Consider the following 14,562-nt stretch of genomic DNA (forward strand, 5'->3'; position numbering starts at 1 on the left):
AATACCTCCGCTGCAAATGGTTTTGGAAATCAGGGACCTCCACCAGAAATATGGCGACCAGGAAATCCTGGCAATTCCTTCATTTCAAATCGGGCACGGCATTTACTGGATCCAGGGCGAAAACGGCGCAGGTAAGTCCACACTTTTCCGAACATTATCGGGCATGCTGCCTTATCAGGGCAATGTTATTTTAAATGATCAATATGATCTGAAAAAGCAGCCTGTCGATTACCGGCTGCGGCTGAATTTAGGTGAAGCTGAACCATTATATCCCTCATTTTTAACTCCTTCTGATCTTATAAGTTTTGTTGCCGAAGCTAAAAAAGCGCCGGAAGGACAAGTCGAAAAACTCATCGAAGCGCTCGGGATAAATTATCTTAAAAATACATTCGGCAGTTGTTCCAGCGGGATGGTTAAAAAGGTTTCTCTGGCGGTGGCTTTTCTCGGCGCGCCGACGGTCATTATTCTCGACGAGCCGCTGATTACCATTGATTTCGAAGCGCAGAAAGCTTTGTTTGAGCTGATTAGATCTTATCACGCGGTTGGCGTCACATTTCTGCTTTCTTCTCACCAGCTTTTTCAGCAAGGCGGCTTGACGGTCAGCAAAACTTTTGCGCTTAAAAACAAGATATTACAAGAAATAACCGCGGCATGAAAACGGTCCTGATCTCGACGGTTTCTGCATTTTTCAGACAGCGGGCAGGCATGTTCCTGGTTTTGCTAGGAATTCTCTTCGGGTTTTTGAGCGGGCGGGAGCATCACGCTTTTGCAGTTTTTTTCCTGACAGGTTCTTTCGGAATGTTTTATCTCTTTGCGATCTGGGCAGTATATACTTTATTCTGTTCCCAATATTTAGCCCAAACCTGGAAACTGCCGGAATACACATTCATCTACTATGCGAGAATTTGGTCGCCAGCACGCAGATTCGTGCGTTTCTTTTTGTTGGGACTAAGCTTCTTACAGCCAATACTTTATTATGGTGTCTACCTCTTTTCTATTTCAATACAAGAGAAAGTAACCGACCGGCTCTGGCCGATTTTTCCTTTCTATACCATTCTCACATTTTGCATTGCATTCATCGCCGAGTGGCGTATCCGGAATCCGGCTTTGTATGTTGCTAAAACCAGCAGCGCGATTGCAAAATGGCCTTTCCCGCGGCCGACTTCCTGGCTTTACTGGACATTCGAGTGGCTTTTGCGCGAACGTGGGATCACCTTACTGGCTGGAAAAGTGGGCGCCGTGCTGGTTTCGGTCGGAACAATGCTTTATTACAACACCGATACTTACGATATCCGGCTGCCCGCGGTCGGACTTTCGCTGGCTTACCTGCTGAATTTGGGCATTTCCTATGAATTTTTTAAATGGGAAAGCGATATCTGGTTGTGGGGACGCTCGATGCCGGTTTCAAATGCAAGAAGATTTGGTAAAATAGTGGCTCTGCACGCGATTTTGATCTTGCCCGAAACATTGGCGGCGATGCGCAATGTGTCACTGACATTCTCGGAGATCATCCAGCTTTATCTTCTGGGATTCGCGCTCCTCGTATTATCTCATTTATTTTTTTACAAAAAAAATGGCTTACAGGAGGATTCTATGAATGTTTTCCTTTTCGGATTTGTAGGACTTACCCTTTTGATTTTATACAAAATTCCGTTACTGCTACTCGCTGGCGCTGCACTTATTTACTCCTATTTTATTTTTCCAAAATGGTATAAAGTATAAAAGCCAGACGAACATTCCGGCCTGGCTTTTATCAATCTTTATTGTAAAATCAATGCTATTTCGGCGGCATTGAGGGCCTTACTTCAATTTTACTCGGCAATGTCCGGGCTGGCAATTTGATTAAGTCAGAAACAATTTGCCCGATATCTTCCGGCTGAATTTTCCAGGCATCCTTATCCGAAGGTTTGTGATCTGCGAATTCCGTGGCGACGGAGCCAGGCATAATGGTCGTGACCTTGATCCCGGCATTGCGGACGTCCAGCATCATCGCCTGTGAAAAACCGACCAGACCGAATTTGCTGGCATTATAGGCAGTTCCGTTGACAAAAAAGTTGGTACCGGCGAGGCTGGCAATGTTGATGAAATAACCTTTTGATTCTGTCAGGGCCGGAATCGAAGCTTTTGCGCTGAAAAATACGCCGGTCAGGTTAATGTCGATGGTTTCCTGCCAAAGTTCTGCGGATAATTCCTGGATGGGGGCGAAGTGACCGACGCCAGCATTGGCGATAAAATAATCGAGGCGGCCCCATTTGTCGAGCACGGTTTGCACGGCTTTTTCCTGAGACTGCAAATTTCTTACGTCCGATTCAATGCCGAGCGCATAACCTTCCCGGATTTTGTTGAGTGATGCCGCAGCCTCGTCGGCGCTGGACTGGGAGCGGCTGGTGATGGCAACATAAATGCCTTCCTGGATCAATACTTCGGCGATCCCGTAACCTATTCCTTTTGAGCCGCCGGTAATCAGAGCGGTTTTGATTGATTCTGACATTCAGTTTTTGGTTTAGTGAAACAACTGTCTCCCCAAAACAGTCGCGCCAGAGAGAAGGTTTTAAAAGACGCATTTTTTGACGGTCTCTTGGCAATATTCTATTTTTGGCCCTGGTAATTCATTTTGACAGATTAAACCTCATTTATGAAAATAGTAGAAAACAAGGTAGCGCTTGTTACGGGAGCTTCCCGCGGAATCGGCCGGGCTATCGCGCTCAGGCTTGCCGAGGAGGGTGCCAACGTAGCATTTACGTACCTGTCCAGTGTTGAAAAAGGCGAAGCGCTTACAAAAGAACTGGAAGCATTCGGTATCAAGGCAAAAGGCTATCGCTCAGATGCTTCTGATTTTCAGGCGGCCGATCAGCTGGTAACCGACGTGGTGGCTGACTTTGGAAAGCTGGACATTCTTATCAACAATGCCGGCGTCACCCGCGACGGCCTGCTGATGCGCATGAGCGAGGAACAATGGGATACTGTTATCAATATCAACCTGAAATCGGTTTTCAATCTGACAAAAGCGGCTACCAAAACCATGATCCGCGCCAAAAGCGGATCGATCATCAACATTACCTCGGTGGTGGGGATCAGTGGAAATGCGGGACAATCCAACTATGCTGCTTCCAAAGCCGGTATTATTGGTTTTACAAAATCCATCGCGCTGGAACTGGGTTCAAGAAATATCCGCTCGAATGCCGTGGCGCCGGGCTTTATCGAAACCGAGATGACGGGTGCTGTGGAGTCGAAAGCGGTGGAAGAATGGAAGCAATCGATCCCTATGAAACGTGGCGGGCAGCCCGAAGAAGTGGCTGATGCCTGCGTTTTTCTGGCGTCCGATCTATCCCGATACATTACCGGACAAGTATTACAAGTTGACGGCGGCATGTTAACCTAGTGACTTTGTTCGTTTATAGAATAGCTGGCAGTTTCCTTGTATATTGTAACGCTGCCAGCTAGCTATTACTAACCACATGCGGTCCGAACTAATATTTCAAACTCCTTACTGGTTTCTCATATTCTGCGTTCTCGCAGGGGCCATTTACGCATTCCTACTTTATCAGCCGGAGCCTTCCTGGAATAAAAAATTAAACTATCTGCTGGCTGCATTTCGCGGAATAACCGTCGCGCTGATCTGTTTTTTGCTGCTAAGTCCGCTGGTGCGTAAAACCGAAACTTCGGTGGACAAGGCCAAAATTGTCTTTGCGATTGATAACTCTGAATCGGTAGGGAATTATGGCAAGCAAGTTCTTAAACAAATTTCGGACGCAACTGCGCAGCTGAATGAATCGGGTTTTGAAGTGAGTGTCGAAACGCTGGACGGTGGCGCGAAGCAGCCGGATTCGATTGCTTTTAATCAGAATAAAACAGACCTGTCGGGCATGCTTCAAAGGATCAAAAGCAGCTTCGAAGGCAGGAACCTGACGGATGTGATTCTGCTTTCTGATGGTATTGTCAACCAAGGTATTTCTCCGACATATAATCGCTTTCCCTTCAAAGTCAACACCTTGGCGGTGGGAGATTCGGTGCCGGACCTTGACATTCGGATCAAAGACATTGTCAGTAACCGCATTGCATACCTGGAAAATGAATTCCCGATCCGGGCAGAAATCGTGGCAAACGGATTGACAGGAAAGTCGACGACCATTTCCCTCAAACAAAACGGAAAGATCATCCAGACCCAGACGGTTCAAATTGACCGGCCGGATTTCTTCAAAGCATTTGATTTTAAAGCAACTTCTACCCAAAAAGGCGTACAACATTATACATTGGAACTGGGCAATGTTTCGGGCGAAACTTCCAGCCGCAACAACCGCAAGGATGTTTATATTGACATTATCGACGGTCGACAAAAGATCTTGCTGATGGCGCTCGCGCCGCACCCTGACATTAAAAGTATCCGCAGCATTGTGGAGGCAAATGATAATTACGAGCTGGATATCAACATTTTATCCATCGCAAACAATCCGCCGGCCAGCACGAAACCTTACGATCTGGTGATTTTGCATCAGATACCGAATGTGCTGGGTTTAGGAAATGCGCAGGTCCGCAAGTTTCTGGATTCGAAAATTCCTTTGTTTTTTATTCTTGGAAACCAATCGGCGGTGCCGCTGGCGAGTTCGCTGAACAAGTCTTTGCTCATCAACACTTCTAATAATCAGATAGATAAGGTGACTGCGCGATTTAACCCCGCATTTCAGCAGCTGAATTTTGATCCCGAAAGTTTGAAATTATTGGAGCGGCTTCCGCCACTTTCGGTGCCTTTTGGAGAATATAATTTGTCGTCGGGCACGGAGACGATTTTGTACCAGAAAGTTGGAACATTGAATACCAACAAGCCGCTGCTGGTTTTGAATACCAATAATGAGCAGAAAGTAGCAGTGCTGGCAGGAGAGGGGATCTGGCAGTGGCGGCAGGAAGAATTTGCGCAAACCAGTAAGCAGGAAGTGGTTGATAACCTTTTTCAAAAGCTGATACAGGTACTTTCGGTCCGGGAAGACAAGCGGAAATTCCGTGTTTATCCTGTCAGAAATGAGTTCGAAGCCGGCGAGCAGGTGGCTTTTCAGACTGAAATTTACAATGACATTTACGAGCCGATTTTCGGCCAGGAGGTAACATTGAATTTGATTGATGAAAAAGGAAAATCGAGGCAGTTTACTTACACCCATTCCAAGGAATCGCCGCGGTTTAATGTGAGCGGACTTGCCGAGGGCGTGTATCGCTACGCGGCGTCGGCCACATTGCGTGGCGGCCAGGAGCGGGTGACGGGCCAGTTTGTGATACGGAATATGGATCTGGAAGCGAATAATACGACGGCCGATTTTGGCATGTTGAGAGAACTGGCGGGCCGCTCCGGGGGAGAATTCCTGGCGCCGTCGACATTGAGCCAGTTTTTGGCAAAACTTAAAAGTGACCGCCCCGCCGACCGGCTGGACAGCAGTGAAGAAATGGTAGAACTGATTTATATGAAATGGTTATTCTTCCTGCTGGTCCTTTTGCTTGGAGCCGAGTGGGGTTTAAGAAAGTACCATGGCGGATATTAGTAAGGCCAGGCAGCCGGCTTTTTTCGGGCTGCTAACTATTTTTTTTCTTCTTTTTTTAAATCATCAATCTGTTTCGCAGGAAGTTTCCGCACCTGCCGATTCTATCAGACAGGATTCTGTCAAAACCCAGGTCCATCCTAACTATGCTATGCTTCGCGGGATTTTCGCGGCGCAGTCGGGGTTGTATTTGGGGACGATTTACGGGTTGAGTAAATCATGGTACAAGAACAAGCTCACGCACTTCAAAATCCAGGATGATTCTCGTGAGTGGCTGCAAATGGACAAAATGGGGCACGTTTACACATCGTACCAGATTGCCCGTCACACCGCCGCACTTTACAAACAAACCGGGATTTCGAAGCGACAAATGCTGGTTTACGGGGCAATTTCGGGTGTGATTTTTCAAACCCCAATTGAGATACTGGACGGCTTTTCACCGGATTACGGTTTTTCGCCGGGGGACATGATTGGTAACATTGCCGGCTCGGTAATATTTCTGGGGCAGATCGCGCTTTGGGACGAGATCAGGATCCAGCCGAAATGGTCGTTTCATTATACGCCGCTCTCGAAAGTACGCCCGGAACTGCTTGGCAGTAATCGCTATGAAAGCTGGCTGAAAGATTATAATGGTCAGACTTACTGGTTTTCAGCCAGTCCGAAATCATTTTTTAGAGGAAGTAACTGGCCCGCCTGGCTCTGTTTTTCAGTAGGATATGGTATCCAGGATATGGTTTCGGCGGAGCGGGACAAGAGCATTGAAATGGGGTACCGGCCCTACCGGCAGTTTTATTTATCCTTGGATATCGACCTGACGAAGATCAAATCACGCAGTAAATTTGTTCGTACTATTGGGTTTCTGGCCAATTCCCTGAAAATACCGGCGCCTGCCCTGGTTCTTAGCCGGAAGGGGATCGACTTCAAGCCATTTTATTTTTAAAAGTTTTTGACACAAAATATGAATATCGGAGATAAGGTAAGGCTGGTACACGGACGCGAAGAGGGGATCATTTATGCATTTCTGCCTAATAATGTGGTGGAAATTGAGATCGAGGACGGGTTCCGGATCCCTGTCATGAAAAATGAGATTGTGACCATTTCGCCGGTGGAAACGCAGCGGATGGTGAAAGAGCCGGATGCTAAAAAGATTGGTGCTCAGCGGGATATCATTGTTCCTAGAAACTTACCGTTTGCTGAAAAAGGAATTTATCTCGCATTCGTATCGGTAAATGACCGGGCGCTCACAGTTCACGTGATCAATAATTCGGACTGGACATTGCCTTTCACCGCGGCGGCTTTGAATGAGCAGGTAAGTACCGGTTTAGGTGCCGGAATGTTGCTTCCCAGGTCGTCGCAAAAGCTGACGGAAATCCTGATGAAAGATTTTGAAAGCTGGCCGACATTTGAGTTTAAAGCGCTGTATTACAGGGAGGGAAATCACAATTTGCCGCAGGCGCTTTCGAGAAGGATCAAATGCAGGGCGCAGTCTTTTTACAAAAACAAAAAGAAGGCGCCAATCCTCGACCGGGACGCTTTTGTGTACCAGCTGGATGAGGAAAATCTGAAAACTGACGATTTGCGACATATTGAAAATCTATCTAATACATTAAAAACCAGCATGCTGGGAGGTGCGACGCCAGAGCCAGCGAAAATTGCAAAGCCTGAGCAAGTCGTGGATCTGCACATTGAAAAGTTGAAAGACACCCCGGGAAATATCTCCAAAGACAACATTTTGAAAGCGCAGCTCGACGCTTTTGAAAGTAACCTTGAACTGGCGATTGCGAATGGGATGGAGGAGATTACGTTTATCCACGGGGCTGGTAGCGGGGCACTCAAAAATGAGCTGCACCGGCGGCTGGGGAAAAACCAGCATGTACAATATTTTAAGGACGCTTTAAAGGAAAAATTCGGATACGGTGCTACCCTCGTCAAAATCAAATAATCCCCTTGCCCGGTGTTTGCTGGGCTTTATTTTGCTAGCATTACTTCTCACGCAGTGGCAGTGCCGCTCAAAAAGTAGCTCTCCAAAAGCACCTATGGAAGAATATCAATATTCGGACAAAGAAATTCAGAATGAAAGGCATCTTTCTGTGCTCAATGTTCCCGTCGAAATTCCGGTCTCTGAGATTGAGAATCAGATTAATGCGAAGATCAAAGGGTTGATTTACGAGGATAACAGTTATGAGGACGATAACAATGATAACCTGAAAGCGAAGGTCTGGAAAATCAGCCCGATCAAGGTTGTGGCCATCGATTCGTCATTTTTATTTGAGGTACCGCTGAAAATCTGGGTGAGCGCGGGTTACAAAATTGCACCGCTGGGCATCTCGATGTCGGGTTATAAGGATACGGAGTTTTCGATCCGGATAAGGCTGATTTCAAAAATCGGCATTGCTAAAAACTGGCAGATCAAGTCGGAAACATACGTGGACGGCTATGACTGGATTACGGAGCCGAGTGTAAAAGTGGCCGGGATCAGCATTCCGATCAAGAGCATGGCGAGCCGGCTTTTGAACAAAAATTTTGACAAAATCCTCGAAGCGATCGACCAGGAAGTGGCCGGTAACCTGGAATTAAAAAAGAATGCGGAGCTGGCCTGGAACATTGCGCGTCAGCCAGTTATGCTTGCGCCGGAGTATGATACCTGGCTTAGCATCGTGCCGACGGGCGTAGTGATGACGCCGCTGCTTGCAAAGAATAATGTACTGCGCTCGGTGATCGGCATCAAAGGCTATACGCAAACCATTACCTCCGCGACAAAACCGGCGGTAACAGGTGTCCAGAAGTTACCTGATTTACAGATCGTGGACAAGGTTTTTGAGGAGTTTAAAATCGGGTTGATCAGCCTGGTTTCTTACGAAGATGCGGCGCGGCTTGCTACCGCCAAGTTTGCGGGAGAGAAATTTTCTTTTCTGGGTGGCAAGTATAATGTGGAGGTGTCGTCGGTGGAAATGTACGGACAAAATGACAAGCTGGTGATCAAGGCCGGGTTGAAGGGTAACATTACCGGGGATATCTATCTGAAAGGTGTCCCGTATTATGATCCGGTGACGCAGCAGCTGTCGTTGAAAGGGCTTGACTATGACCTCGATACCCGGAACACGATTGTAAAAACAGCGGGCTGGCTTTTGCAAGGACAGTTCAGCAGGATGATGGAAAAGCGCATGGTATTTCCGGTTGGGGAGCAAATTACCGAGGCAAAAAAGACAATCCAGAAAGCACTGGCAAATTATAAAATTACCGAGGGCGTCACGCTCAAAGGAACCCTCTCGGACATTGTCCCTGACAAAGTTTACCTCACTCCAAAACACCTCTATTCTGTTGTATTTGCGAATGGAAAGGTAAATTTAAGGGTCGACGGATTGAAGGGAATCTGAAATAAAATTTGCATAATAATCAGTGCAGTTACTATAATTTTTTGGTTTTTATAGTATATTGACTGCTGTTGGAAAGAAAGTATTTCTTAGCTTTGTGCACAGAGGAAAGGATTAAGCTGTCCTACCGCCGCGGTTTTACCGGGGAGGAAAGTCCGGGCAGCACAGAGTACCGTACTTCCTAACGGGAAGGCAATAAATTGGTGACGATTTGTTGACAGCCAGTGCCACAGAAATGATACCGCCTTGGCATGTTTTTTATATACCAAGGTAAGGGTGAAATGGTGGAGTAAGAGACCACCGCTCTCCGGGCAACCTGAGGGGCACGGTAAACCTTACGGGCTGAAAGATCAAATAGGTGTTAATTTGTGGGGCTACTCGTCCCCCGTTCTCACGAGCATTAACACGGGTAGATCGTTAGAGGTTTCGGGTGACCGGAATCCTGGATAAATGGTAGGAGTTCTCGCCATCTGGTGAGAAAACAGAACCCGGCTTACAGGCTTACTCCTTCTTTCTGATATTAGAATTAACCAATAAGTGCAATATTGAATCACATAACGCGTGTTTCCCATGAAGAAAAAGAACCTTTACGTTGCTTTGATTTTTTTCTCCCTGCTAAGTTTTAATACGTTCGCGCAAAACAGAACGTATGACGGACCTAACAAAATGAACACCTGGTCTATCACAGGTTACGGAGGGATAACAAAATTCTTCGGTGATATTAAAGAGTACGACTTTAAACTTGGTGATGACGAAAAGCTTACAGGTGGCTGGGGACTTTCTATCAACAAACAGCTGTCGCCTATTTTTGGTATCCAACTTACCGGTTTTAACGGCCAACTTCAGGGATCTAAGAAAAACCAGTTCAGCACGCTGACCGGCGAAACTTACAATGTTACATTCAACAGCCCCTCTTTCGTACAGGCTACCATCGACGGTACATTGAATGTGAACCGTCTTCTTTTTGGTTATAAAAAATTGAGAAGATGGAAAGTAGATGCGCATTTGGGTGCGGGTATCATTTACTACCACACAGATTTGAAAGCGATCAATACTAACGCAAACAGTCCTTACTTCGGTACAACCTGGGAAGTTTCGACCAACACGGACGGAAGTTCTAAAACAGCTGGTAAATGGGAACGCAATGGTTCTACATACACCCGTGAATGGGTAGTACCGACTGGTCTTGCAATCCACTACGAATTGACTCCACGTTTTGACTTAGGTGTAGATTTTACTTACAACTACGTAAATACCGAGAAAATGGATGCGACGGTTGGCGATTTGAGCGACTACCGTACACAACAAGGCATCTGGACATTCGCAAGAGGCGAGTCTAAAAACGATGGCTGGGGAATGGCTTCCATCGCGTTGACTTACAAGCTGGGTAAAAATGCAGTAATGTCGAAAGATGGTAAATACGATGCTTCGAAAGGACGTTACCACTTGCGTTGGGCAAATCCACAATCTTTGATTCCTGTGCCTTACAACCCAACGATGAACGATGCGGATTCTATTGCAAAAGCAAACATGCCTAAGCCAGTTGATCCACGTCTTTACACAGATTCAGACGGTGACGGTGTGGCAGATTTGTTCGACAAAGAACCTAACACACCAATCGGTAGCATTGTATCAGGTGGTGGTGTTGCTCTTGACCTTGATAAAATCATCAGAGACGCAATCAAAAATAACCTTCCAAAAGACGAATGCGAAGCCTTATTCAGTAACATTGAATTCGATACAGATAAAGCGATCATCCGCAACGCATCGAAAGAAACATTGGCGAAAGTGGTTGAACTGCTGAACATGCGTACCAACTGCCGCATTGTTCTGGTAGGTCACACGGATGCCCGCGCTTCCGACGCATATAACGTAGCGCTGTCCCGCCGCCGGGTTGATGCAGCAAAAAGATTCCTGGTTCGTGCAGGTCTGACAGATCCTAGCCGTATCATCGCTGAATACTATGGTGAATATCGTCCGATTGCAGAAAATACAACAGTTGAAGGTCTGCAATCTAACCGTCGCGTTGAGATCAAGATTCTTCCAAATAACACGATCCGCTCTACCTATCCAGCCGGTTTCCGCAGATAACAGACGATTAGTAAAATATATCAAAAGGGAGGTAAGCAATTACCTCCCTTTTTTTATGTCCGAATGATGGGTGTCAAAGAGGAATTTAGTACATTTGCACCCTGTTTAATCAAGGGACGAGTTCCCACCAACAATTCTACAATGGCAGTTAAAATTAGATTAGCGCGTCGCGGACGCAAAAAGAAAGCGATTTACGATATCGTAGTCGCTGATGCCAGAGCACCACGTGATGGTCGCTTCATCGAAAAACTGGGTATCTATAATCCAGGTTCAAATCCTGCTTCCATCGTTTTGGAATCAGACAAAGCTGTTGACTGGCTTTTGAAAGGAGCGCAGCCAACAGATACAGCACGTTCTATCTTGCAACACGAAGGTGTAATGTTGAAAAAACACTTGCAGGTTGGTGTCAACAAAGGCGCAATCACGCAGGAAGTAGCTGATGCACGTTTTGAAGACTGGAAAGGTTCGAAAGAAGGACGTAAAGCAAACGCTGCGGACAACTTGTCTCAGAAAAAAGATGCTGAGAAACAAGCGAAACTGGATGCTGAACGTAAAGTGAACCAGGATCGTGCAGACGCAATCGCGAAGAAAAATACGCCTCCTGCGGAGGAAGTTGCAGAACCGGAAGTTTCGGAAGAAGTTATCGATGCAGCTGAAACGGATGCAGCAGCCGACGCACCAGCAGAAGAATCTGCTGAATAATTTAAGCGTTTAACAGAAATTTATGGGTCTGTCGGTTTTCCGTACAGACTCATACTGTTTTATAACAAACTTATATCTTACCAAGGTGACACAAGATAATTGCTTTTTGTTGGGTTACATTGTCAGGACGCACGGTACGGCCGGTAATGTGGTTATTTATCTCGACGTGGATTATCCGGATGATTATGAAGATCTGGAATCGATTTTTGTGGAAGTGAAGGGAGAACTGGTGCCTTACTTTGTGGAGGACATTAACCTGCAGAAACAGAATAATGCGATTGTGCGCTTTGAAGATGTGGACACGATTGCAAAAGCGCAGCCGCTGGTAGGAAACTCTTTGTATCTGCCGCTGGAAGAACTGGCAGAGCTGGATGAGCATGAGTTTTACTATCATGATATCAAAGGTTTTACAGTTGTTGACGAGGTAAAAGGAGAGTTGGGCATTGTGCAGGAAGTGTATTCTTTAAATGGTCAGGATTTGATCGCGATGGAATATGAAGGTGCGGAAGTGCTGATTCCTACCGCGGTGGACATTGTTTTAAAAGCAGATAAGGAAAATAAGAAACTGATGGTAAATCTACCAGAGGGTTTGTTGGAAGTGTATCTGAGCAGCGAGACGGACCCGGAAAATGCACCAGACGATGCGGATTGACATTCTTACCTGCGTCCCGAACTTGCTGGACAGCTTCTTCGCACATTCCATTTTAAAGCGTGCCCAGCAGGGTGGTTTCGTGGAGGTGAAAATCCATGACATCCGCGACTATTCTACCAACAAACACCGCACGATTGATGATTACGCATTTGGCGGCGGAGCCGGAATGGTGTTGCAAATTGAGCCGATAGCTAAATGTATCCGCACGCTTCAAAGTGAGCGGAACTACGATGAAGTCATTTACCTCACGCCTGATGGTGAACTGATGCAGCAGCGAATGGTCAACCAGCTTTCATTGAAAGGGAATCTGATCATGCTTTGCGGACATTACAAAGGCGTGGACCAGCGCGTGCGGGATCTTTTTATAACCAAAGAAATAAGCATTGGGGACTATGTGCTTTCTGGCGGCGAACTGGCCGCGGCCGTGCTATCCGACGCGATTATCCGCCTCCTTCCAGGTGTGTTGAATGATGAAACTTCCGCGCTGACGGATTCATTTCAGGATAACCTGCTAGCGCCCCCAGTATATACCCGGCCAGCCGATTACGAGGGTAGCAAGGTGCCGGAAATTTTAATGTCCGGCCATGAAGCAAAGATTGAAGAGTGGCGCTATGAACAATCTTTGAAGAGAACCAGGGAGCGGCGGCCCGACTTGCTGCAATCCTAAAAATCCAGACTGCAGTTAATCCACTCATTGTCGAAATTGGTGCCGTATTTCCGGTAAAAACCTACCGCTGACGTATTCCAATCGAGTACCTGCCATAGCATGCCGGTACAGCCGGTTTGCTTCGCCGCCGCTACGGTTGCGTCGAAAAGGATCTTTCCGATACCATTTCCCCGCATCGATTCGGTCACGATAATGTCTTCCATATACAATCTTTTTCCTTTCCAGGTAGAATACCGAAAGTAGTACAGCGACAAACCAATGATCTTTGAATCGGACTCTGCGACAAAGAAATCATACAATTTCTCATTGTAATCGCGGGTCATTTTTTCAACATTATTGCTGACCTGGTTCAATGCTCTTTCGTAAACCGCAAGCTCTTTAACCAACTCAAAAATCGCCGGAATATCCGCTACTGTACCTTGCCTGGTGGAAACTGTCATATCTTATTTTTATCGTTAAAAACGCAACAGGAATTAAAATATACTACTTACTGCCGAGAGTTCATGTAGTTTTCCCATTTTTCTAAAATTGCCTGGAAATTCTCCGGCAGTTCGGTCTCAAATTGTATCCATTCTTTGGTTTTCGGGTGATTAAACCCCAGTGATTTCGCATGCAGCGCCTGTCCGGGCAGCAAGTTGAAACATTGCTCGACCATGATTTTGTATTGGTTGCTGGACACGCTCCGCAGGATTTTATCCCCGCCATACACATTATCATTAAAGATGGGGTGCCCGATGTGCTGCATGTGGGCGCGTATCTGATGCGTACGGCCAGTTTCCAAGTTACATTTTACGAGCGATACATATCGCCACGATTTAATAACTTCATAGTGCGTCACTGCATGTTTTCCCTGGCTGCCGTCTTCAAAGATATCCATCACGCGCCGGTCTCGCGCACTTCTGCCAATGTTGCCGGTAATGATACCTTTTTCCAGCTTTGGTTCGCCCCAGATCAGGGCATAATAAGTTCGCTCGATGGTGTGATCGGAAAATTGTTTTGCCAGGTAAGTCATGGCAAACTCGGTCTTTGCAATCACCAGTAAGCCCGAAGTATCTTTATCAATGCGGTGCACAAGTCCGGGCCGGCCTTCACCGTTTCTTCCGGTAGGTAGTTGCTGAAAATGATAGACCAAACCGTTGATCAATGTCCCGGTCCAGTTGCCGTAAGCGGGGTGTACCACCATGCCTACCGGCTTGTTGACCATCAGCAGCACATCGTCTTCGTAAATAATGTCGAGGGTTAGATTTTCAGGAATTATTTCGGTATCTCGTGGTGGCTGAGGTAACGACAGCGTTATAATGTCATTGGGTTTTACCTTGTAGCTGGCCTTTGATGCCTGGCCGTTAACTTTTACTGCCTCAGCTTCAATTCCGTTTTGTATTTTTGTCCGGGAGGCGTTTGCGACGTGCAGGTTGAGATATTTGTCCAGTCTGATAGGTCCCTGACCTTTATCCGCAACTATTCGGTAATGTTCAAATAAATCATCTTCTTCGGAGGTAATTTCAATATGGTCTTCGGACATTTCAAATCGGGATATACTCAACAAAAATA

Annotated in this window: 14 protein-coding genes and 1 other RNA gene; 12 read left to right on the forward strand and 3 right to left on the reverse strand. The window is 46.4% G+C overall.

Annotation, left to right across the window (positions count from 1 at the left end; all coding sequences use genetic code 11):
• Positions 1-16: 16 nt before the first annotated feature.
• Complete coding sequence (locus tag FEN17_RS22515; protein WP_138367629.1) at positions 17-655, forward strand: ABC transporter ATP-binding protein; 639 nt, start codon at positions 17-19, stop codon at positions 653-655.
• On the forward strand, positions 652-1,722 hold the full coding sequence (locus tag FEN17_RS22520) for a hypothetical protein (protein WP_138367630.1): 1,071 nt from the start codon (positions 652-654) through the stop codon (positions 1,720-1,722). The genes FEN17_RS22515 and FEN17_RS22520 overlap by 4 nt, the downstream gene beginning before the upstream one ends.
• 55 nt (positions 1,723-1,777) lie before the next feature.
• Here FEN17_RS22520 and FEN17_RS22525 read toward each other — a convergent pair whose 3' ends face one another.
• Positions 1,778-2,491: an SDR family oxidoreductase gene (locus FEN17_RS22525; RefSeq protein ID WP_138367631.1), complete on the reverse strand. Its 714-nt coding sequence runs from the start codon at positions 2,489-2,491 to the stop codon at positions 1,778-1,780.
• A gap of 144 nt (positions 2,492-2,635) precedes the next feature.
• On the opposite strand from FEN17_RS22525, the gene fabG reads away from it, so the two are divergent.
• The 10 genes from fabG (at position 2,636) to trmD (ending at position 13,011) form a co-directional block, all read left to right on the forward strand.
• The gene (gene fabG / locus FEN17_RS22530) at positions 2,636-3,382 is read left to right on the forward strand and encodes a 3-oxoacyl-[acyl-carrier-protein] reductase (protein WP_138367632.1); all 747 of its coding nucleotides are present in this window, start codon (positions 2,636-2,638) and stop codon (positions 3,380-3,382) included.
• A 76-nt stretch (positions 3,383-3,458) separates the two neighbouring features.
• On the forward strand, positions 3,459-5,528 hold the full coding sequence (locus FEN17_RS22535) for a vWA domain-containing protein (protein ID WP_138367633.1): 2,070 nt from the start codon (positions 3,459-3,461) through the stop codon (positions 5,526-5,528).
• Positions 5,515-6,465: a DUF2279 domain-containing protein gene (locus FEN17_RS22540; protein WP_138367634.1), complete on the forward strand. Its 951-nt coding sequence runs from the start codon at positions 5,515-5,517 to the stop codon at positions 6,463-6,465. Before FEN17_RS22535 ends, FEN17_RS22540 begins: the two co-directional genes overlap by 14 nt.
• 18 nt (positions 6,466-6,483) lie before the next feature.
• Positions 6,484-7,467, forward strand: a complete 984-nt coding sequence (locus tag FEN17_RS22545; protein ID WP_138367635.1) for a Smr/MutS family protein — start codon at positions 6,484-6,486, stop codon at positions 7,465-7,467.
• Between the two features lie 94 nt (positions 7,468-7,561).
• Positions 7,562-8,902: a DUF4403 family protein gene (locus FEN17_RS22550; protein ID WP_138367636.1), complete on the forward strand. Its 1,341-nt coding sequence runs from the start codon at positions 7,562-7,564 to the stop codon at positions 8,900-8,902.
• Between the two features lie 108 nt (positions 8,903-9,010).
• Positions 9,011-9,411, forward strand: an RNA gene (gene rnpB, locus FEN17_RS22555) — RNase P RNA component class A.
• 58 nt (positions 9,412-9,469) lie between these two features.
• Entirely contained in the window at positions 9,470-10,990 is a 1,521-nt protein-coding gene (locus FEN17_RS22560; RefSeq protein ID WP_138367637.1) for an OmpA family protein, read from the forward strand.
• 141 nt (positions 10,991-11,131) lie between these two features.
• Entirely contained in the window at positions 11,132-11,692 is a 561-nt protein-coding gene (locus FEN17_RS22565) for a 30S ribosomal protein S16 (protein WP_138367638.1), read from the forward strand.
• Positions 11,693-11,777: 85 nt separating this feature from the next.
• Complete coding sequence (rimM, locus tag FEN17_RS22570) at positions 11,778-12,344, forward strand: ribosome maturation factor RimM (protein WP_138367639.1); 567 nt, start codon at positions 11,778-11,780, stop codon at positions 12,342-12,344.
• Entirely contained in the window at positions 12,334-13,011 is a 678-nt protein-coding gene (gene trmD, locus FEN17_RS22575; protein WP_138367915.1) for a tRNA (guanosine(37)-N1)-methyltransferase TrmD, read from the forward strand. The genes rimM and trmD overlap by 11 nt, the downstream gene beginning before the upstream one ends.
• Here trmD and FEN17_RS22580 read toward each other — a convergent pair.
• On the reverse strand, positions 13,008-13,451 hold the full coding sequence (locus FEN17_RS22580) for a GNAT family N-acetyltransferase (RefSeq protein WP_138367640.1): 444 nt from the start codon (positions 13,449-13,451) through the stop codon (positions 13,008-13,010). The two genes, trmD and FEN17_RS22580, sit on opposite strands and share 4 nt — an antisense overlap.
• Before the next feature lie 47 nt (positions 13,452-13,498).
• Positions 13,499-14,533: an RluA family pseudouridine synthase gene (locus FEN17_RS22585; RefSeq protein ID WP_138367641.1), complete on the reverse strand. Its 1,035-nt coding sequence runs from the start codon at positions 14,531-14,533 to the stop codon at positions 13,499-13,501.
• Between the last annotated feature and the right edge of the window lie 29 nt (positions 14,534-14,562).

Source organism: Dyadobacter luticola, assembly GCF_005860805.1.
Classification (GTDB): domain Bacteria; phylum Bacteroidota; class Bacteroidia; order Cytophagales; family Spirosomataceae; genus Dyadobacter; species Dyadobacter luticola.

Coding starts and splice junctions, on each gene's coding strand:
- FEN17_RS22515 (WP_138367629.1), top strand. CDS start 17: ATGGTTTTGGAAATCAGGGACCTCCACCAGAAATATGGCGACCAGGAA.
- FEN17_RS22520 (WP_138367630.1), top strand. CDS start 652: ATGAAAACGGTCCTGATCTCGACGGTTTCTGCATTTTTCAGACAGCGG.
- FEN17_RS22550 (WP_138367636.1), top strand. CDS start 7,562: ATGGAAGAATATCAATATTCGGACAAAGAAATTCAGAATGAAAGGCAT.
- trmD (WP_138367915.1), top strand. CDS start 12,334: ATGCGGATTGACATTCTTACCTGCGTCCCGAACTTGCTGGACAGCTTC.
- FEN17_RS22535 (WP_138367633.1), top strand. CDS start 3,459: ATGCGGTCCGAACTAATATTTCAAACTCCTTACTGGTTTCTCATATTC.
- fabG (WP_138367632.1), top strand. CDS start 2,636: ATGAAAATAGTAGAAAACAAGGTAGCGCTTGTTACGGGAGCTTCCCGC.
- FEN17_RS22560 (WP_138367637.1), top strand. CDS start 9,470: ATGAAGAAAAAGAACCTTTACGTTGCTTTGATTTTTTTCTCCCTGCTA.
- FEN17_RS22585 (WP_138367641.1), bottom strand. CDS start 14,533: ATGTCCGAAGACCATATTGAAATTACCTCCGAAGAAGATGATTTATTT.
- FEN17_RS22525 (WP_138367631.1), bottom strand. CDS start 2,491: ATGTCAGAATCAATCAAAACCGCTCTGATTACCGGCGGCTCAAAAGGA.
- FEN17_RS22565 (WP_138367638.1), top strand. CDS start 11,132: ATGGCAGTTAAAATTAGATTAGCGCGTCGCGGACGCAAAAAGAAAGCG.
- FEN17_RS22540 (WP_138367634.1), top strand. CDS start 5,515: ATGGCGGATATTAGTAAGGCCAGGCAGCCGGCTTTTTTCGGGCTGCTA.
- FEN17_RS22545 (WP_138367635.1), top strand. CDS start 6,484: ATGAATATCGGAGATAAGGTAAGGCTGGTACACGGACGCGAAGAGGGG.
- FEN17_RS22580 (WP_138367640.1), bottom strand. CDS start 13,451: ATGACAGTTTCCACCAGGCAAGGTACAGTAGCGGATATTCCGGCGATT.